A 19,127-nucleotide genomic window follows, 5' to 3' on the forward strand; every position below is an offset into this window, starting at 1 on the left:
GCCCACCGGACACGGCCGCGGACAGGCCCTACGGCGCGGCCGGCTTGCCCTCGCCGTACAGCCAGACGTCCCACAGCCCGTCGAGGTCCTTCCCCGCCACGCTCTCCGCGTAGGCCGTGAAGTCGTCCGTGGAGGCGTTGGCGTGCCGGTACTTCGCGGGCCAGCCGCGCAGGATCTCGTCGAAGGCCGCGTCCCCGACCGTCTCGCGCAGCTTGTGGAGGACCATCGCGCCACGCTGGTAGACGGGCGGGTCGAAGAGGTTCTCGGCGGACGGCGGGGTGGCCGGCGGGAAGGCCCAGTTGGCGTCCTGGGCGAAGGCCCGCGCGAAGTGCGTCCGCGCCGGAACGCCCTCGTACTCCTCCGCGTACAGCCACTCGGCGTACGTGGCGAAGCCCTCGTTCAGCCACAGGTCCCGCCAGGTGGCGGGGGTCACCGAGTTCCCGAACCACTGGTGGGCCAGCTCGTGGACGAGGGTCGTCCGGTCGAAGGAGGCCGCGGGGAAGACGGGCCGGGTCTGGGTCTCCAGGGCGTAGCCGAGGGTCCCGTCCTCGGTGACGATCGCCCCGGCGGCCGAGAAGGGGTACGGGCCGAAGCGCTCGGTCTGCCGGGCGAGGATCTCGGGGATCTCGCCGCGCAGCGCCGCGCTGCCCGCCGCGACCGACGGGTCGGCGGCGGTCAGCACGGGGAGGGAAGCGGGACCGGCGTCGGATCCGGTCGTCGGCCCGGGCGCCCTGGCCGTCTCCGTCGCCGTCTCGTAGCGGCCGATCGCGACCGTCGCCAGATAGCTCGCCATCGGCTCGGCCGAGTGCCACACCGTGGTGACGCGGCCGTCCCGCTCCGTCCGCCGGTCGGTCCTGACGCCGTTGGAGAGCGCTTCGAGCCCGGCCGGGACGGTGAGCGTGATGTCGTACGCGGCCTTGTCGGCCGGGTGGTGGTTGCCGGGGAACCAGGTCATGGAGCCCTCCGGTTCGCCGACCGCGACCGCCCCGTCGTCGGTGCGCAGCCAGCCCTCCTCGGAGCCGTCCGCGTCGGTGATCGGCTCCGGCACGCCCGTATAGGTGACGGTGGCCTTGAACTCCGCCCCGTCGCGGATGTCCTCGCGCGGGCGGAGCGTCAGCTCGTCGCCCGCCCTGTTGTGCGCGGCGGGGGCGCCGTCGACGGTCGCCCCGGCCACCGTGAGACCGGCCAGGTCGAGGTTGAACGCGCTGAGGTCCTGGGTCGCGCGGGCGGTGATCTCGGCGGTGCCGTCGAGGCGCCCGGTGCCGGGGTCGTAGGCGAGGGACAGGGCGTAGTGCCGCACGTCGTAGCCGCCGTTGCCGAGCTTCGGGAAGTACGGGTCGCGCAGTCCGGCCGCGCCGGGAAGGCCCCGGACCCCGCCGCCGACCTCCGTGCAGCCGCCCGCGAGGAGCGCGAGGGCGAGGAGGGCCGCGGCGGCCCCGGTCCGGGGGCCGGTCCGAGCCCCGGTCCGGGTGCGTCGCCGGGTCACGTACTCGTCCTCGTACACGTACACGTACACGTACCGATCCTAAGCAGGACGGATACGACCGACACCGTACGGAAACGTTGGTGGCGCCCGGCGGGGGATCCGGGCGCCACCACCGGCTGGGGGGCTACTGCCGAGCGAGGGCTCAGTTGGCGAGCGCGGCCACGCCCGCCTGGGCGAACTTCTCGTCCAGGTCGCCGGACGGGGCGCCCGCGACGCCGATGCCCGCGATGGGCGCGCCCTTGGCGGTGACCGGGGCGCCGCCCGCGAGGAAGAGGGTGCCGGGGATGTCCTTCAGGTTCGGCGCCTGGGCGAGGCGGCCGGCGAGGACGGAGGTCGGGGCGTTCCACGAGACGGCGGTGAAGGCCTTGAGCTCGGCGGACTCGTAGGACTGCGGGCCGGCGCCGTCGCCGCGGAGGGTCACGATGGTGTTGCCGTTGCGGTCGACGACGGCGACGGAGACGCGCTGGTTCTCCTTCTCGGCGGCGTCCAGCGTGGCCTGGGCGGCCTTCGTCGCGGCCTCGATCGTCAGGTGCGTCGACTGCTGGAGGTTGTCGTTGCCGGCGTCGGCCTGGACGACGGCGGCGGGGGCGGCGGCCGGGGCGGAGGCGTTCGCGGAGACCGCGCCGAAGGTGCCGGCGGCGACGACAGCGGCAGCGGTGGCACCGAAGAGGATCTTCTTCATCAGGAACTCCGTGAGGTGAGGAGGAGGCGAGGAGGGCGGTTCGTTCGTTCGCTCTGCCATCCATCCTGTGGCCGGAACCGAGGCCTTTCGGTCCACGGTCCGGCTGCCCTCCTCACGCACACTGGAGGACGTCCGGGTCAGCCGATCGGCTGATGCCGGTCTGGTCCCTCCGGGCCACGATAGACAGATATCCCCAGGTCAGGGATGCAGTTCGGAGAGAAGGGAAGGCAGGCAGGTGACACAGCCGGCAGGCAGGCGGATGACACAGCCGCCCACCGAGCAGGACCCGGACGCCCCCTGGCTCGCACGCGTCATGCACATCGCGTTCTTCCTCCTCCTCGGCGCCTCCCTCGCCCGCTTCCTGCTGCGCCATCCCTGGGAGGACCGCAGCCCCTGGATCGTCGCCCTCTCCGGCGCCCTCGCCTCGCTCTACCTCCTCGGTCCCGTCCTCGGCACCCGCGCCGCCCCGCGCCGGATCGCCTGGCTGGGCACGGTCGTCGCCGTCTGGATCGTCCTCGTCGTCCTCGCGCCCAGCTTCGCCTGGTGCGCGGTCCCGCTCTTCTACACGGGCCTGCGCACCCTCCCGCCGCGCGCCGCGCTCGGCCTCGTCGTCCTGCTGACGGCCTTCGTCGTCTTCGCGCAGGTGCAGCTCGCCCACGGCGGCTGGGACCCGAACCTGATCGTCGCGCCGCCGGCCGTCGCCGCCATCGCCACCGGGGTGTTCGTGTACTCCGACCGGCAGGCCGCACGGCAGCGCGCGCTCATCCACGACCTGATCCGCACCCGGCGCGAACTGGCCGCGATCGAGCGCCGCGAGGGCACCCTCGCCGAGCGCCAGCGGCTCTCCATGGAGATCCACGACACCCTCGCGCAGGGCCTGTCCAGCCAGCAGATGCTGCTCCAGGCGGCGGACCGCACCTGGGACAGCGACCCCGGCACCGCCCGGCGCCATGTCCGTACGGCCGAGTCCATCGCCGAGCGCAACCTCGCCGAGGCCCGACGCTTCGTCCACGACCTCGCCCCCGCCGACCTCGCCGAGGGCGGCGGCCTCGAAGAGGCCCTGCGCGGTCTGGCGGCCCGCGAGTCGGCGGAGTTCCGGGTGGACGGGACCGCGGTGCCGCTGCCCGACCGGACGCAGTCGGCGCTCCTGCGGATCGCGCAGGGCGCCCTCGCCAACATCCGCGAGCACGCGGGCGCCGAGTCCGCCGCCCTGACCCTCACGTACCTCGACGACCAGGTGGTCCTGGACATCGCCGACGACGGCCACGGCTTCGACCCGGCGCTCGCGCGCGACGCGGGCGAGCGAGGCGAGCGCGGCGACCGGGGCCACGGGCTGCCGGCGATGCGGGTGCGGGCCCAGCAGCTGGGGGGCACGCTGACGGTCGAGTCCACCCCGGGCGAGGGCACGGTGCTCTCGGCCGCGATCCCTCTGACCCCCTGACCCCTTGACCGCTCGACCGCTCGACCCCCTTGACCGCTCGACCCCCTCATCTCTCGTTCCAGGAGTCGTGATGTCCGTACGGATCCTCCTCTGCGACGACCACGTCGTCGTCCGCGCCGGGCTGCTCGCCCTCCTCGGCAGCACCCCCGACATCGAGGTCGTCGGCGAGGCCGGCAGCGGCGAGGAGGCCGTCGCCATGGCGGCCAAGCTGAAGCCCGACGTCGTCCTCATGGACCTCCAGCTCGGCCCGGGCATCGACGGCGTGGAGGCGACCCGCCTCATCGCGCCCACCGGCGTCCACGTCCTCGTCCTCACCACGTACGACACCGACGCCGACATCACCCGGGCCATCGAGGCGGGCGCCACCGGCTACCTCCTGAAGGCCGAACGGCCCGAGGAGCTCTTCGCCGCCATCCACTCCGCCGCGCAGGGCCGCACCGCCCTGTCGCCGCCGGTCGCGAGCCGGGTCATGGACCGGATGCGGGGCGCGGCGGGCCCGAGCCTCACCGACCGGGAGCGGGACATCCTCGGCCAGCTCGGCCGCGGCCTCGGGAACCGCGAGATCGCGCGGGCGCTGTTCATCAGCGAGGCGACGGTGAAGACGCACCTCGGCCGGATCTACGCGAAGCTCGGCGTCGACACGCGCGCGGGCGCCGTGGCGGTCGCGAAGGAACGCCGCCTGCTGCCGTAGCGACGCTTCCCGCCCGCGTAGCGCTTCCCGCCTCCGAGACACAGACTCACTGCTACCGTGCGTTGCTGTCCGAACGCACGGTGTCATCTCTCCGTCCCGTCTCAGTCTCGATCTCAGTCTCCGTGGGAGCGCACGTGAAGCTCGCCATCGTCGGCGGCGGCCCCGCCGGCCTCTACCTCTCGATCCTGCTGAAGCGGCAGGACCCGTCCCACGACATCGCCGTGTACGAACGGAACCCCGCGGGCTCCACGTACGGCTGGGGCGTCACCTACTGGGCCGGGCTCCTCGACAAGCTGCGCGCGGGCGACCCCGAGTCCGCCGCGGCCGTCGCCGAGGCCTCCGTCACCTGGACCGACGGCGTCGCGATCGTCCGCGACGAGCGGACCGTCCACCGCGGCGACGCCGGCTTCGGCATCGGGCGGCGGCGGATGCTCGCGCTCCTCGCCGACCGGGCCGAGGAGCTCGGCGTACGGGTCGCCTTCGAGCACGACGTGACGGGGCGGGACGCGCCCGAACTCGCCGACGCGGACCTGGTCGTCGCCGCCGACGGCGTCAACAGCGTGCTGCGCGAGGCGCACGCGGACCACTTCGGCAGCGAGGTCACCGCCGGCCGCAACCAGTACATCTGGCTCGGCACCACCAAGGTCTTCGACTCGTTCAGCTTCGCCTTCAAGGAGACCGAGCACGGCTGGATCTGGTGCTACGCCTACGGATTCAGCGGCGAGCGCTCCACCTGCGTCGTCGAGTGCTCCCGCGAGACGTGGACGGGCCTCGGCCTCGACACGAGCGGCGAGACCGACACCCTGCGGCTCCTGGAGAAGCTCTTCCACGACCTCCTCGACGGCCACGAGCTGATCGGGCGGGAGCGGGCCGACGACGCCGCCCAGTGGCTCACCTTCCGCACCCTCACCAACCGGGTATGGCACCGCGGCAATCTGGTCCTCCTCGGCGACGCCGCCCACACCACGCACTACTCGATCGGCGCGGGCACCACCCTGGCCCTGGAGGACGCGCTCGCCCTCGCGGACGCCCTGCGCGCGCACGCCGACCTGGACACGGCCCTCACCACGTACGGGAAGCGGCGCCGCGCCGAGCTCGTCTCGGCCCAGAGCGCGGCCCGGTACAGCGCCCAGTGGTACGAGAACCTGCCTCGCTACATGCGGCTGGAGCCGGCGCAGATGTTCGCGCTCCTGGGCCAGCGCCACTCGCCGCTGCTCCCGCACATCCCGCCGCAGCTGTACTACCGGATCGACCGGGCCGCCGGACGACTGGAGGCCCTGCGCCGCCTCAAGCGCTGGCTGGGCCCGCGGGTGGCGCGCGCGGTGCACGGCCGCCGCTGAGCGTGCCTGGTCGCGGCCGGCCTGGTCGCGGCCCGCCCGGTCGCGGCCCGCCCGGTCGCGCGTCACACGTCCCGGCGGTTGACCGCGATCAGGGCCACCGCGGCCGCGCCGAGCGACCAGGCCGCGTACACGGTCCACGCCCCGCCCGCCGTCCACGGGTACTCCACCGGCACCGGCGAGTCGCCCACCTGCGTGAGCCGCCGCCACGCGCCCTGCGGCAGGGCGTGCAGGAACGTCGCCGACCAGCGGCTCCGGTCGTCGACGAGCGCGGGCAGTAGGAGCAGGACACCGGTGACGGTGACGATGGTGGTCGCCGTGTGCCGCAGGAGCGCCCCGAGTCCGAAGCCGACGAGCGCGCACACCGGGGCGAGCAGGGCGGACGCGGCGACGGCGGCCGGCGCGCCCGGGTAGTCGATCGACATGCCGGCGTCCCGGCCGGAGAGCACGGCCTGCGTGGCGGCGAAGGAGACGGCGGCGACGAGGATCCCGTACACGAGCATGACGCCCGTGAGGACCAGCGTCTTCGCGGCCGTCACGGCCCGCCGGTCGGGTACGGCCGCGAAGGTCGTACGGATCTGGCCGGTGCCGTACTCGCCGACGATCACGAGCGCGCCGATGGAGCCGGCCGCGAGCATGTACACCATGGCCCCGCCGAGCGTGAAGGCGTCCCGCATCGCCCAGATGGGCACGAACAGGTCGCGGATGCCCTGCGCGTAGTGAGGGTAGTTGCGGTAGTCGGCGAAGGTCGCGTTGAGGTTGACGGCGAGCACGGCGAACGCGCCGACGCCGAAGGCCCAGGGGGTGGAGCGCAGGGACCACAGCTTCATCCACTCGGCGGCGAGCAGATCACGGAAGCGGGCGCCGCTCATCGGTTCTTTCCTTTCTTCTGGAACTCGACGCTGTCGGCGGTGAGTTCCATGAACGCGTCCTCCAGGGAGGAGGCGCGGACGGCCAGTTCGGCGAGCGCGGCGCCGTCCCGGAAGGCGAGCGCGCCGATCCGGTCCGCGCCCATCCCGGTCACGGTGAACGCCCCACCCGCCCCACCCGCCCCGTCCGGGGGCCGTACGGTCGCCCCCTCGCGGGCCAGGGCGGCGGCGAGGCCCGGTGCCGCGGCCGGGTCGGCGGTCCGTACGGTCACCCCGCCGCCGGAGCCGCGCGCGGCGAACTCCGCCAGGCTCTCCGCGGCGATCAGCGTGCCGCGGCCGATGACCACGAGGTCGTCGGCGGTGTGCTCCATCTCGCTCATCAGATGGCTGGAGACGAACACCGTGCGCCCCTCGGCGGCGAGCCGCCGGAACAGGCCGCGCGCCCACAGCACGCCCTCCGGGTCGAGGCCGTTGACCGGCTCGTCGAAGAGCAGGACCGGCGGGTCGCCGAGCAGGGCGGCGGCGATCCCGAGCCGCTGCCGCATGCCGAGGGAGTAGCCGCCGATCCGGCGCCGGGCGGCGTCGGCGAGCCCCACCTCGTCGAGGACCTCGCCGACCCGGCGGCGCGGGATGCCGTTGGTGCGGGCGAGGGCGGCCAGGTGCGCGTCGGCGGTCCGACCGCCGTGCACGTCGTGCGCGTCCAGCAGCGCCCCGACGTGCCGCAGCCCCCGCGGCAGGTCCCGGAACCGCCGCCCGTCGACGGTGGCGGTCCCGGAGGTGGGCTCGTTCAGCCCCAGGATCAGCCGCAGGGTCGTGGACTTCCCGGCCCCGTTGGGCCCGAGAAACCCGGTCACCCGCCCAGGCCGCACCCGGAAACTGAGGCGGTCGACGGCGACCCGGCCGCCTGCGGCGGGCCCGCGACGGTCCCGGGCGGAGCCCGGACCGCCGAGGCCGGAGCCCGGACCCTCGCGGCCGGAGGCAGGACCGCCAAGGCCGGAGCCCAGACCCTCGCGGCCGGAGGCAGGACCGCCAAGGCCGGAGCCCAGACCCTCGCGGCCGGAGGCAGGACCGTCGAGGCCGGAGCCCGGACCCTCGCGGCCGGAGCCGGGGCTGCCCCCGGCGGAGGCCGAGTCAGCCCCGCCGGAGGCCGGGCCGTCGTCCCCGCCGCCCGCGCGGCGGGCGAGCAGGCGGGTCACAGGGCCGAAGGCGGCGCCCACCGGACCGGACGGGCCGCTTCGGCGGCGGTCGTGGCCGTAACGTTTGGTCAGTTCTCGGACTTCGATCACCCGACCCACGGTGCCGGGACGGCACCCCCGCCGGCATCGGCCCGCCGGCCACGAACGGGCCGGTGGGGTGGCCCGGGGGCGTACGCCCCGAGGCCGATGCCCGATCCCCCTCCCCCTGCCTACGATCGGCGCATGTCCGCCACCGCCGCCGCCACCACGACCGCCGCCCCTCCTCCCGCCGCCTCATCGGCCGGGCGCGTGTCGGCGGTCCTGGCGTGGTGTGTGGCCGCCGCCCACCCCTTCGTCCTCTTCTTCGGCGTGCAGGCCGGGCCGTTCCGCTCGACGGAGCTCCGTCTCTTCCTCACCACCGTCGGCATCGGCATGCTCCTGCCCCTGGCGCGGCGCAGGCCGGAGGCGGCGCTCGGGCTGCTCCTCGTCGGACTGTTCGCGGCGGCGACCACCTGGCCGGCCCCCGAGCTGCTGTACCTCCCCGTCCTCGCCGCCGACGCCTGCGTCGGGTGGCTGACCGCCCGGCGCCCGCTCCGCATCGCGGTGCCCGCCGCCCTGACGACGCTCGCCGTGCAGCTCGGAGCGGCGACGTACACGACCTCCGGCCGGAACGTCTTCGTCACCACGGCCCTGGCCCTCGCTCTCGCGCTCCTCACCGCCGGGCTGCTCGGCCGTTCGGTACGCGAGCGGCGCGCGCACGCGACCGAGCTGCGGGCGCGGTCGGAGGCGGAGGCCGTCACCGCCGAGCGGCTGCGGATCGCCCGCGAGCTGCACGACGTCGTCGCGCACAGCATCGGCGTCATCGCCATCCAGGCGGGCGTCGGCCGCCGGGTCATCGACACCCAGCCCGCCGAGGCCCGCAACGCGCTCGCCACCATCGAGACCACCAGCCGCGAGACCCTCGCCGGTCTGCGCCGCACCCTGGGCGCGCTCAGGGCCTCCACGAAGGACACTCCCGCCCCCGGGCGCACCCCTGCGCACCCGTCCTCCCCCGCCCCCGCACCGCTGGAACCCGCGCCGGGCCTCGCCGATCTGGACCGGCTCGTCGCGTCCACGGCCGACGCGGGCGTACGGGTCGAGGTGCGGCGGCTCGGCGCCCCCGGCCTGCCGTTGCCGCCGGAGGTCGACCTCGCCGCGTACCGGATCGTGCAGGAGTCGCTGACGAACGTCGTACGCCACGCGTCGACGGCCGCCTGCCGGGTGACCGTGGACCGGAGCGAGGACACCCTGCTCGTCGAGATCACCGACGACGGCCCGTCGAAGAACACCGCCCTCGACACAGGCGCCTACACAGGGGCCGGTACCGAGCACGGACACCGGCACGGATACGGCATCGTCGGCATGCGCGAGCGAGCCGCGCTCCTCGGCGGCCGCTTCTCCGCGGGCCCCCGCCCGGGAGGCGGCTTCCACGTGACCGCCGCACTGCCCCTGCCGCTTCCCCAGGAAGGCCCCCGCACGCCATGACCGCGCCGACCCCGCCGACCGCGCCGATCCCGCCGATCCGTGTCCTTCTCGTCGACGACCAGCCCCTGGTCCGGGCCGGCCTGCGCGTCCTGATGGCCGACAGCCCCGACCTCGCGGTCGTCGGCGAGGCCGGCACCGGCACCGACGCGGTCCGGCTGGCCGGCGACCTCCGGCCCGACGTGGTCGTGATGGACGTCCGGATGCCCGGCATGGACGGCATCGAGGCCACCCGGCTCGTCACCGCGGGACCCGGCGCGCCCCGCGTCCTCGTCCTCACGACCTTCGACGACGACGAGTACGTGTACGGCGCGCTCCGCTCCGGCGCGAGCGGCTTCCTGGTCAAGGACATGGCCCTGGACGACATCCTCGCGGCGATCCGCGTGGTCGCCGCCGGGGACGCCCTGATCGCGCCGGCCGTCACGCGCCGCCTGATCGAGGAGTTCGCGGCCCGCCCCGAACCGGCGGCCCGCCCCGAACCGGGCCCGGCGCCCGCCGCCGCCCGGTGCCGTCCGCTCACCGGCGTGACGCCGCGGGAGCGGGAGGTGCTCGTCCTCGTCGGCCGCGGCCTGTCCAATGGCGAGATCGCGGTACGGCTCCACATCAGCGCGGCCACCGCCAAAGCGCACGTCGCCCGGCTCCTCGCCAAGCTGGACGCACGCGACCGGGTGCAGCTCGTGGTCCTCGCGTACGAGGCCGGCCTGGTGCCGTGACACCATCGGTCCCGTGCTCGACATCGGCTACTCCCTCTCCCGTCGCTTCCCCGACCCTCCGCAGACCGACTACCGCCGCGCGGACGTCCACGCGCTGCGCCACGACCTCTTCTGCGGGGACGTCTACCTCGCCGACACCAAGGCCGACCGCGAGGTGTCCACAGCCTGGGGATGGGTCCCGGTCCTCGACTTCGCCTGGGCCCTGTGCGACATCGTCGAGCAGCTCGACCAGGACCCGCGCGGCAGCCGCGCCGCACAGCCGCAGTACGCGGAGCTCGACTTCACCGAGTCCTCGGACCGGATGCTCTTCGAGCGCCGCTTCGGCTGGGTCGACGTCGAGGCCGACTGGATGCCGGGCGACGAGCCGCCGGTCACCTTCAACCACGCCGAACTGCGCCGCGAGGCCCGCGACTTCCTGCACGACCTGATCGCCGACCTCACCGACATGCACGAGGGCCTCGGCGACAACCCGGCCGTCTGGTCCCTCCAGGCCCGCTTCCCCCGCCTCACGTAGCAGCGGCCCCGCCCCCTCACCCCTCCACCCGCACCCCCAACCGCGCCGCGAGCACCGGCGCCAGGTCGAGGAGCTGCGCCGTCGAGATCACCGCGCCCGCCAGCGATTCCACCCCGCGCGCGATCTCCAGGCGCTGCACGCCCCGCAGGTCGACGTCCTTCAGCCGCGCCCCGGAGAAGTCCGCCCCGGTCAGGACGCAGTCCACGAACTCGACCCGCTCAAGGACCGCGCCCCCGAAGTCCGGCTCGCTCAGCACGCACCCCTCGAAGACGACGTCCTTCAGCTTCGCCGCCCGCAGGTTCAGGTAGTCGCACTTCCCGCCCCGCACCACGACTCTCTCCAGAACCGCCCCGTGCAGCTGCACCCCGCCGAGCCGCGCGTCCACGAGCTCCACGTCCCGCAGCTGCGCCGCGGACAGGTCCGTGCCCACGCCCCGTACGCCGCTCAGCACCGAGTCGAGGAACCGCGCACCCGTCAGACGCGCCTCGTCGAGCCCGCACTCCCGCAGCGCGCAGTCCAGGAACCGCGCGCCCGCCCCCGACTGCCCCGCCAGGTCGAGCCCGGTCAGTTCGAGCCCGTCGTAGTCCCCGTCCGCCTCGATCCCGCCCTCGTACGCCACGAGGGGAGGCAGCCGCACCTCCGGCCGCCGCGCCCCCGCCACCGCTCCCGCCTTCTTCTTCCTCGCCGTCGCCATCCCCCCATAGTGATCCATGCCACTGACAACACCCCCGCCCCGATGTCACGAACGCGGCCTCGCCACCCGTCCCCCGTACGAGACCGAACGACCACGGCGAGGGAGACGGACATGCGCAAGCTCACGATCATCGGCGGCGGTTTCGCGGGGCTCACCGCGGCGATCACCGCCGCCGAGGCCGGCGCCAAGGTGACCGTGCACGAGGCACACCGGACCCCCGGCGGCCGGGCCCGTACCGCCGAAGGCCCGTACCGCACCAACGAAGGCCCGCACGCCCTCTACGACGGCGGCCCCCACTGGACGTGGCTCGAGCAGCGCGGCCTCCTCGGCCCGCTCGCCCCGCTGCCGCCCGCCGAGGCCCTCCGGTTCCGCTTCCACCGCGACGGCGCCCTGCGCCGCACCCCGCCGCTCGGCCTGCTGCGCCAGACCCTCCGCGGCGCCGGCCAGGCCCCCGTCGACCTGGACTTCCGTACGTGGGTCACCGGTCTCGCGGGCGAGCGGACCGCCCACGACGCCGCCGCCTACAGCGCGGTCGCCCTCTTCCACCACGACCCGGGCTCGCTCTCGGCCCGCTTCGTCCAGGAGCGCCTGCACCGGGCCGGCTCCCTGCCGCCCGAGGCGCACTACGTCCGGGGCGGCTGGGGTCAGCTGATCGAACGGATGGTCGCGCGCGCCTGGGAGATGGGCGTACGGATCGAGACCTCGTCCCGCGTCGACAGCCTGCCGCTCGGCGAAGGGCCGGTGGTCGTCGCCACCGCCCTGCCCGCCGCCGCCCGGCTCCTCGGCGACCCGTCGCTGACCTGGGAGAGCGGCCGCACGGTCCTGCTCGACCTGGCGCTGCGGACCCGGAAGGGCGATCCGTTCGTCGTCTCGGACCTGGACGCGCCCGGCTGGATCGAACGGTTCACGGCGCAGGACGCCTCGCTCGCCCCCGCCGGACAGCAGCTGATCCAGGCCCAGCTGCCCATCGGTCCCGGCGAGTCCAAGGCGGACGGTGTCGCCCATGCCGAGCGGCTGCTCGACCGCGGCTTCCCCGGCTGGCGCGAGCGGACGGTGTGGCGGCGGGAGGCCGTGTCCCAGGGCCGTACGGGTGCGGTGGACCGGCCGGGCACCACCTGGCGCGACCGGCCGGCGGTCGACCGGGGCGACGGCGTGTACCTGGTGGGCGACCAAGTGGCGGCGCCCGGAGTGCTGTCGGAGGTGTCGTTCACGAGCGCGATGGAGGCGGTGTCGCTGGCCGTCCGCACGGAACTGCTTGACCTCAAGCGCGCTTGAGGTCGGAGGCTCTCCCTGTCACCGCGAAAGCACCACGGGAAAGACACCCGGACGACGACAGGGGAACCGTCATGCACGCCATCCGCCTCCACGCCTTCGGCCCCGCCGAGAACCTCACCTACGAGGAGACGACCGATCCCGTACCGGCCCCCGGCCAGGTCCGCATCCGCGTCGCGGCCGCCGGCGTGCACCTCCTCGACACCGCCCTGCGACTCGGTCACACCGGCCCCTTCCCCGCCCCCGCCGAACTCCCCGCGATCCCCGGCCGCGAGGTCGCCGGCACCGTCGACGCGCTCGGCGAGGGCACCGACCCGTCCTGGCTCGGCCGACGGGTCGTCGCCCACCTCGGCATGGTCCCCGGGGGGTACGCGGAGCTCGCCGTCACCGACGCCGCCCGCCTGCACGCCCTGCCCGAGGGCCTCGGCGAGGCCGAGGCCGTCGCCATGATCGGCACCGGCCGCACGACCCTGGGCATCCTCCAGTTCACGGAGCTCGGCCCCGACTCGATCGCGATCGTCCCGGCGGCCGCGGGCGGCATCGGCACCCTGCTCGTCCAGTACGCGAAGAACGCCGGCGCGACCGTCGTCGGCCTCGCCGGCGGCCCCGCGAAGGTCGCGCTCGTCGAGGCGAACGGCGCCGACCTCGCCGTCGACTACAAGGAGCCGGACTGGCCGGAGAAGGTCCGCGCGTACCTCGGCGGGCGCTCCGCGACCGTCGTCTTCGACTCGGTCGGCGGCGACACCGGCCGCGCCGCCGTCGGCCTCCTCGGCAAGGGCGGGCAGCACGTGGTGTTCGGCTGGTCCGGCGCGGGCCTGCACGACGGCGAACCGCTGACGTTCACGCCGGAGGAACTCGCGGAGCGGGGCATCACGTCGGACTCCGTCCTCGGCCCCGTCATGATCCAGAAGGCGGGCGGCGACGTCCGCAACCTCGAACTCGCCGCCCTCGCCGCCGCGACCGACGGCAGCCTCCGCCCGGCGGTCCACCGCTTCCCGCTGGCGGACGCGGCGGGAGCCCACCGCGCCCTGGAGACCCGGGGCACGACGGGCAAGGTGGTCCTGATCCCGTAGGACCCGCGGCTCACCGACTCACCGGCTCACCGGCTCACCGGCTCAGACGCCGATGACGTCCCACGAATGCGCCTTGAACTCCTTCTGGAAGTCGGCGTGGTCCTCCCACATCCGGGCGGCGGAGCGCAGCACGTCCCAGTTGTGCTCAAGGGCCTGGTCGACCACGGGCCGCAGCTCCGGCGCCGACTCCCGCTTCTCCACGAGGCCCTTGACCGCCGAGGCGGCCTGCACGGTGTAGCGCAGGGCGCGCAGGGCCCGGGACGTGTCGTCCATCCCGAAGCCGTGGTCCTTCCCGTTCGCGGGGTCGAAGAGGGGCGTCAGGCGCGCCTCGATGAAGTCGGTGATCCGCTGAAACCGCTGCTCGATATCCATGCACCCTTCCTACAGCACGTCCTACAGCGCTCCCGCCCCACCACCACCGAGCTCGGCCAGCGCCCCGTCCGTGAGGCGGTAGACCGTCCACTCGTCCTGCGGGCGGGCGCCCAGGGACTCGTAGAAGTCGATCGACGGCTTGTTCCAGTTCAGGACGGACCACTCCAGGCGCTCGTAGCCGCGGTCCACGCAGATACGGGCCAGCTCGCGCAGCAGGGCCTTGCCGTGGCCGCCGCCGCGCACCTCCGGACGGACGTACAGGTCCTCCAAATAGATGCCGTGGACACCGCGCCAGGTCGAGAAGCTGAGGAACCAGAGCGCGAAGCCGGCGATCTCGCCGGACTCCGTCTCCGCGATGTGGGCGAAGGCGGCGGGGCGGTCGCCGAAGAGGGCCTCGTGGAGCTGCTCGGGGCTCGTACGGACCTCGTGGAGGGCCTTCTCGTACTCCGCGAGGTCGCGGATCATGGCGAAGACGAGGGGGACGTCGGCGGGCGTGGCGGTACGGATCATGGGACCAGCCTGCCTCGGGTCAGACCCTCCTGGCCAGCAGGATTCGTGCGAGTGCCACCTGCTCCTCGTCCAGGCCGGGCTCCCCGTCCTCGATGTCCCAGAGTCCGTTCTGCAGGACCCGGCCGAGCGTCCAGGCCACCGCCCGCCGCCGGTCGCCGACGACCTCGGCCAGCAGGTCGAACCGCCAGAGCGTCTCGTCCGGATCGGGATCGAACCGGTCCATCAAAGCGGGCAGCAGATCGAAGCCGGGATCCCCGGCGAGCGGCTTGGGGTCGATGGCCAGCCAGGGCTCCCGCTCGGCCGCGAGCACGTTGTCCAGGTGGAGGTCCCAGTGGAGCAGCCGGTCCCCCGGCTCGCCCGCCACGTCCCGTACGGCCGCCGCGCAGTCCCGCAGGACGGCCGCGTCCTCCGCGCCGAGCCGGGCGGCCGCCTCCGGTACGTCGGCGAGCATCCCGGCGGCGATGTCGCCGAGGGTCCGCAGCCCCGCCGGCGCCGGAACGGCCACGAGCCGGGCGAGCAGCGCCGCCACGATCCGCAGCGCCTCCCGGGTGCCCGACGTCTCCGCGACCGAGGACAGCGGCCGGGCGGCGTCGAGCCACTCGAGGAGCATGGTCCCGGTCCCGGCGTCGTGATCGAGCAGCCGCACCGAACCCGCCCCGTCCCACACCCGCAGCCCGACGGGCTCCCCCTCGGTCTCGTCGTCCAGGATCTGCATCTTCAGCGCGGCGCGGGTGCCGTCCGCGACCCGCTCCACCGGCAGCACCAGCGAGGCCACCCCGTACAAGGAGGGGCCGGTGACCCGCAGCCCCCAGCGGCCCAGGAACTCCTCGGCCCGCGCGGGCAGTCCGGCGACGAACGCCCGCCCGGCCTCACCGTTGTACTTGGCCTGCGAGCGCGCGAGTTCCGCGGGTACGTGAATCACGTACCGAGCCTAGACACCGGCGCCGCGCAGCGCCTTCGAGAATGCGCCGACGTCGCAGAGGGCGCCCTGCCCGTCGACGCGGCCCCGCCGGAGGGCGGCCCCGTCGACGGGCACGGTCGGCGTACCGCGGCACCACGGTCACGGCCGCGGCGGAGCCGTATCCACAGGCCCGAGGCCCGGGTAACGTCCCGCCCACGCACCCGGAAGACGGACTGAGGAACGACACATGAGTACGGTCAACGGCGGCATCTCGTTCTGGTACGGGCAGGAGGGCGCCCCCGCCCCCCGCGAGCCGCTCCCCGGCGACACCACGGCCGACATCTGCATCGTCGGCGGCGGCTACACGGGCCTGTGGACGGCCTACTACCTGAAGAAGGCCGTCCCGTTCCTCAACATCACGGTCCTCGAAGCCAAGTTCTGCGGCTACGGCGCCTCAGGGCGCAACGGCGGCTGGCTCTACAACGGCATCGCGGGACGCGCGCGCTACGCCAAGCTCCACGGCCACGAGGCCGCCGTCCGCCTCCAACAGGCCATGAACGCCACGGTCGACGAGGTCCTGGACGTCTGCGAGACGGAGAAGATCGAGGCGGACCAGCACCGCGGAGGAGTGCTCGAAGTAGCCGTGTCCCCCGCCCAGCTGGCCCGGCTGAAGGAGTTCCACGCGACCGAGGCCGCCTTCGGCGAGAGGGACCGCGAGCTCTACGGCGCCCGCGAGACGGCCGACCGGATCCGCGTCACCGGCGCCGTCGGCTCGTCCTGGACACCGCACGGCGCGCGCCTGCACCCGGTGAAGCTGGTCAAGGGCCTGGCGGCGGCCGTGGAGTCGCTCGGTGTGACGATCCACGAGTCGACGCCGGTCACGGAGATCAAGCCGAAGCACGCGATCACCCCGTACGGCACGGTCCGCGCCCCGTACGTCCTGCGCTGCACGGAGGGCTTCACGGCCTCCCTCGCAGGCCAGCGCCGCACATGGCTCCCCATGAACTCCTCCATGATCGCCACCGAGCCGCTCACGGACGCCCAGTGGGAGTCGATCGGCTGGGAGGGCCGCGAGACCCTCGGCGACATGGCGCACGCCTACATGTACGCGCAGCGCACGGCGGACGGCCGCATCGCGCTGGGCGGCCGGGGAGTCCCGTACCGCTACGGCTCGAAGACGGACAACGACGGCCGCACCCAGCCCCGGACGATCGAGGCCCTCCGCGACATCCTGGTCCGCTTCTTCCCGCAGCTCGCCGCCATCGGCGTCGACCACGCCTGGTCGGGCGTCCTCGGCGTCCCCCGCGACTGGTGCGCGACGGTCACGCTCGACCGCTCGACGGGCCTGGGCTGGGCGGGCGGCTACGTGGGCTCCGGCGTCGCCACCGCGAACCTGGCGGCCCGCACCCTCCGCGACCTGATCCAGCAGGACTCGGGACAGTCGGGCCCCACGGACCTCACCGCACTGCCCTGGGTGAACCACAAGGTCCGCAAGTGGGAACCGGAACCCCTGCGCTGGCTCGCGGTCCAGACGATGTACGCGGCGTTCCGCGGAGCGGACCGCCGCGAACTGACGGGCCACAGCGCGGAGACGGACCGGGTGGCGGTCCTGGCGGACAAGGTGACGGGCCGCCACTGAGGGGACGGGGGGCGGGCCCGAGACAAGGACCGCCCCCACCTTCCCCACCCCTCCCGTCACTCCACTTGAATGCCGAAGTCCCCCACCAACTCCTCAAGGCCGCCCCGGTACCCCTTCCCGCCGAGGACGAAGTCCCAGTTGCCGCCGGAGCGGCGCCGGAACGACCCGAGGACGAGGGCGGTCTCGCCGGGACGCCCGTCGGACACCTCAAGGCTGTCGAGCTCGCCGCCGGAGTCGTCCCGCAGCCGGATGCCCGCGTCGGCGAAGGCGGCCAGGTCGGCGTCGGGGTTGACCTCCGGGTCCACGGCGGCGACCAGGACGAGCCGGTCGGCGCGGGCGGGGAGCGCGTCGAAGCCGACGCGTACGGCGGCGCGGTCGCCGGGGGCGGCGGCGACCATGGCCACCGAACCATCGGGTGTGGCGGGGTTGTTGAAGAAGACGAACCACTCGTCGCCGAGGACCTGGTTGCCGGAGCAGACCAAGGCGCACACATCAAGAGCGGTGGACCCGGACCACACCATGCCGAGCAGGTTGAAGTCGTCGTCGGCCTCGGCGGGCGCGGTCACAGGGGCCTCGACGGGAGGAGCCGACGCCGCCTCGCCGCTCCCCAACCGCCCCCGCAGCCCGTGCTGATGGAGGAGGTCGACGAGCTCGGTGCCCGAAATCAGCGTCAGCGGCTTCCCGTTGGCGAAGGCGTAGGAGCCGGGACCGAACTTGGAGGTCGTGACGAGCACGCCCTTGTTCGCGCCGGCGTCCTGCACGGTCCCGTACAGATCGCGGACGGCGGTCGGCGGGACGGTGTTCCGGTACCGCTTGACCTGCACGACGATCGAGCCGCCGCTGATCGGATCGGAATCGAGCGCCTCGACGTCGACGCCGCCGTCGTTGGAGCGGCGCGTGGTGACGGCCTGAAGCCCCCGAGCACGGAACAGCTCGGCCACCAGCCCCTCGAAGGCGATCGGATCCATGGCGAGGAGATCGGGTTCGTCCCCGTCCCCCTGCACGACGACGTCCGAACCGACCTGCTCGGGCGTGCGCAGCGGTGCCACGGCGACCCGCTCCTCGGGCTTGGCGGACAGCCGCCCGCCGAGGGCCCCGGTCAGGCACTCCACGGCCCCGACGAGCTCCAGGTTCAACCGGTCGAAGTCACGCCGTCCGACGACGACGGAGGCGACGCACACCCGCCCGGCGAGCCCGGTGGCGGGATCGACACCGCCCACGTACCCGTTGAGGGCGACACTCTCCAGCACCCCGCCCCGATCGGCGACGAACAACTCCCGCACGGCGAGGAGCACGCTCTGCGCGAGCACGTCCCGATAGAGGGCGCGCCGCTGCGTGACGGGCCGCGGCACCTCCTTGTCCTGGTCGGTACTGGGCAGGTACTTGACCCCCTTGGCGGCGGGCACGACCTCGTACTCGGGCAGGTCCCAGTCGAGGACGAACGTGCGCCCGGCGCGGTCGTAGGCGGCGGCGACCTCGCGCGGAAACCCCTCAGGCCAGGCGCCAGAGGCGAAGAGCACGGCCGAGAAGAACTCGACGACGGTCTCGGGCTCCCCCACCCTCAAGGCGTCGGCGGTCCCGGCGAGCCCGACGTTGTGCGCGCGGATCTCCTCGATCCGCGCCGCGGCCCAGGAGTCGTACGCCTGCCGATACGCGGCCAACTGCTCCAGGCGCCGCGCCTCGGCGGCCTGTGCCGCGTACCAGTCGCGCTCGAACCGCGCCCGCCCGCCGTGGTCCTGGTAGTGCCGCTGGTCCGGCATGGCCACGGGCTCACCCAACGCCCCGGGCTCGAACGGCTGCACGACCTCGCTCCGCCGCAACCCCTCCACGCCGAGAACGGGAGCCCGACACCCCGCGACGAGCAGCCCCTGAAGCTGGGCGACGCGCGCGTCCAACTCATGGGTCCGCCGCAGAGCGTCCTCATCCCGATGCCGCCGATACGCGGCGCGCTGCTCCTTCTGCATCCGGGCGACATCCCGCTCGTACGCCCGCTGCGCCCCCTCCGCCTCCCTACGCCGACGCAGCACGGCCTGCTGCTGCCCCTCACGCTCCCTCTGCGCAACGCGCTGCTGCTCGGCCCAGACCCCGATCAACCCACTGGAACGCCGCCCCATCCGCACACCCCTCCCCGAACGCCACCTGTACGCCCCCGTAACGCACAAGTGTCCCGGACGCCCCCGACAAGGAACACAGAAACGGTACGCATTCGCTCACCGCACGCGACTGCATCCTTCGGC

At 74.1% G+C, this 19,127-nt stretch carries 17 protein-coding genes and 1 pseudogene; 9 read left to right on the top strand and 9 right to left on the bottom strand.

Annotation, left to right across the window (positions count from 1 at the left end; all coding sequences use genetic code 11):
- Positions 1-28: 28 nt before the first annotated feature.
- Together ACIBG6_RS23305 and ACIBG6_RS23310 are read right to left on the bottom strand one after the other, a co-directional pair.
- Positions 29-1,486 carry a M1 family metallopeptidase gene (locus ACIBG6_RS23305; protein WP_399224531.1) on the bottom strand — a complete coding sequence of 486 codons (1,458 nt, stop codon included), beginning with the start codon at positions 1,484-1,486 and terminating at the stop codon, positions 29-31.
- Between the two features lie 142 nt (positions 1,487-1,628).
- On the bottom strand, positions 1,629-2,168 hold the full coding sequence (locus ACIBG6_RS23310) for a heme-binding protein (RefSeq protein ID WP_399224532.1): 540 nt from the start codon (positions 2,166-2,168) through the stop codon (positions 1,629-1,631).
- Between the two features lie 259 nt (positions 2,169-2,427).
- Here ACIBG6_RS23310 and ACIBG6_RS23315 point away from each other — a divergent pair, with 259 nt between their 5' ends.
- From ACIBG6_RS23315 to ACIBG6_RS23325, 3 genes are all read left to right on the top strand, one after another.
- Positions 2,428-3,609, top strand: a complete 1,182-nt coding sequence (locus tag ACIBG6_RS23315) for a sensor histidine kinase (RefSeq protein ID WP_399224455.1) — start codon at positions 2,428-2,430, stop codon at positions 3,607-3,609.
- A 70-nt stretch (positions 3,610-3,679) separates the two neighbouring features.
- Positions 3,680-4,300, top strand: coding sequence for a response regulator transcription factor (locus tag ACIBG6_RS23320; protein WP_317597815.1), 621 nt, complete (start codon positions 3,680-3,682; stop codon positions 4,298-4,300).
- Positions 4,301-4,434: 134 nt separating this feature from the next.
- Positions 4,435-5,640, top strand: a complete 1,206-nt coding sequence (locus ACIBG6_RS23325) for an FAD-dependent monooxygenase (protein WP_399224456.1) — start codon at positions 4,435-4,437, stop codon at positions 5,638-5,640.
- Between the two features lie 62 nt (positions 5,641-5,702).
- Here ACIBG6_RS23325 and ACIBG6_RS23330 read toward each other — a convergent pair whose 3' ends face one another.
- Entirely contained in the window at positions 5,703-6,509 is an 807-nt protein-coding gene (locus tag ACIBG6_RS23330; protein ID WP_399224457.1) for an ABC transporter permease, read from the bottom strand.
- A pseudogene (locus ACIBG6_RS23335) lies at positions 6,506-7,411 on the bottom strand (ATP-binding cassette domain-containing protein); the annotation flags it as partial. The pseudogene ACIBG6_RS23335 and the gene ACIBG6_RS23330, both read right to left, overlap by 4 nt.
- 513 nt (positions 7,412-7,924) lie before the next feature.
- Here ACIBG6_RS23335 and ACIBG6_RS23340 point away from each other — a divergent pair.
- Genes ACIBG6_RS23340 through ACIBG6_RS23350 form a run of 3 tightly spaced genes read left to right on the top strand, consistent with a single transcriptional unit; the run spans position 7,925 to position 10,429 of the window.
- Positions 7,925-9,205 (top strand): sensor histidine kinase, encoded by a 1,281-nt coding sequence (locus ACIBG6_RS23340; RefSeq protein WP_399224458.1) that lies wholly within the window; start codon positions 7,925-7,927, stop codon positions 9,203-9,205.
- Entirely contained in the window at positions 9,202-9,915 is a 714-nt protein-coding gene (locus ACIBG6_RS23345) for a response regulator (RefSeq protein WP_399224459.1), read from the top strand. Before ACIBG6_RS23340 ends, ACIBG6_RS23345 begins: the two co-directional genes overlap by 4 nt.
- A gap of 13 nt (positions 9,916-9,928) precedes the next feature.
- Positions 9,929-10,429 (top strand): hypothetical protein, encoded by a 501-nt coding sequence (locus tag ACIBG6_RS23350; protein WP_399224460.1) that lies wholly within the window; start codon positions 9,929-9,931, stop codon positions 10,427-10,429.
- 16 nt (positions 10,430-10,445) lie between these two features.
- Here the strand turns inward: ACIBG6_RS23350 and ACIBG6_RS23355 are convergent, their stop codons facing one another.
- Positions 10,446-11,123, bottom strand: a complete 678-nt coding sequence (locus ACIBG6_RS23355) for a pentapeptide repeat-containing protein (RefSeq protein ID WP_399224461.1) — start codon at positions 11,121-11,123, stop codon at positions 10,446-10,448.
- A 111-nt stretch (positions 11,124-11,234) separates the two neighbouring features.
- Here ACIBG6_RS23355 and ACIBG6_RS23360 point away from each other — a divergent pair, with 111 nt between their 5' ends.
- Together ACIBG6_RS23360 and ACIBG6_RS23365 are read left to right on the top strand one after the other, a co-directional pair.
- Entirely contained in the window at positions 11,235-12,398 is a 1,164-nt protein-coding gene (locus ACIBG6_RS23360) for an NAD(P)-binding protein (protein WP_399224462.1), read from the top strand.
- 71 nt (positions 12,399-12,469) lie between these two features.
- Entirely contained in the window at positions 12,470-13,468 is a 999-nt protein-coding gene (locus ACIBG6_RS23365) for a zinc-binding dehydrogenase (protein ID WP_399224463.1), read from the top strand.
- A gap of 42 nt (positions 13,469-13,510) precedes the next feature.
- Here the strand turns inward: ACIBG6_RS23365 and ACIBG6_RS23370 are convergent, their stop codons facing one another.
- Genes ACIBG6_RS23370 through ACIBG6_RS23380 form a run of 3 tightly spaced genes read right to left on the bottom strand, consistent with a single transcriptional unit; the run spans position 13,511 to position 15,272 of the window.
- On the bottom strand, positions 13,511-13,840 hold the full coding sequence (locus tag ACIBG6_RS23370; RefSeq protein ID WP_056652160.1) for a hypothetical protein: 330 nt from the start codon (positions 13,838-13,840) through the stop codon (positions 13,511-13,513).
- Between the two features lie 21 nt (positions 13,841-13,861).
- Complete coding sequence (locus ACIBG6_RS23375; RefSeq protein WP_399224464.1) at positions 13,862-14,350, bottom strand: GNAT family N-acetyltransferase; 489 nt, start codon at positions 14,348-14,350, stop codon at positions 13,862-13,864.
- 19 nt (positions 14,351-14,369) lie between these two features.
- The gene (locus tag ACIBG6_RS23380) at positions 14,370-15,272 is read right to left on the bottom strand and encodes an aminoglycoside phosphotransferase family protein (protein WP_399224465.1); all 903 of its coding nucleotides are present in this window, start codon (positions 15,270-15,272) and stop codon (positions 14,370-14,372) included.
- Between the two features lie 226 nt (positions 15,273-15,498).
- Here ACIBG6_RS23380 and ACIBG6_RS23385 point away from each other — a divergent pair, with 226 nt between their 5' ends.
- Entirely contained in the window at positions 15,499-16,890 is a 1,392-nt protein-coding gene (locus ACIBG6_RS23385; protein WP_399224466.1) for an NAD(P)/FAD-dependent oxidoreductase, read from the top strand.
- A 56-nt stretch (positions 16,891-16,946) separates the two neighbouring features.
- On the opposite strand, the gene ACIBG6_RS23390 is transcribed toward ACIBG6_RS23385, so the two are convergent.
- Positions 16,947-19,004, bottom strand: coding sequence for a restriction endonuclease (locus ACIBG6_RS23390; RefSeq protein WP_399224467.1), 2,058 nt, complete (start codon positions 19,002-19,004; stop codon positions 16,947-16,949).
- Between the last annotated feature and the right edge of the window lie 123 nt (positions 19,005-19,127).

The organism is Streptomyces sp. NPDC050842 (assembly GCF_044456565.1).
Taxonomy (GTDB): Bacteria; Actinomycetota; Actinomycetes; order Streptomycetales; family Streptomycetaceae; genus Streptomyces.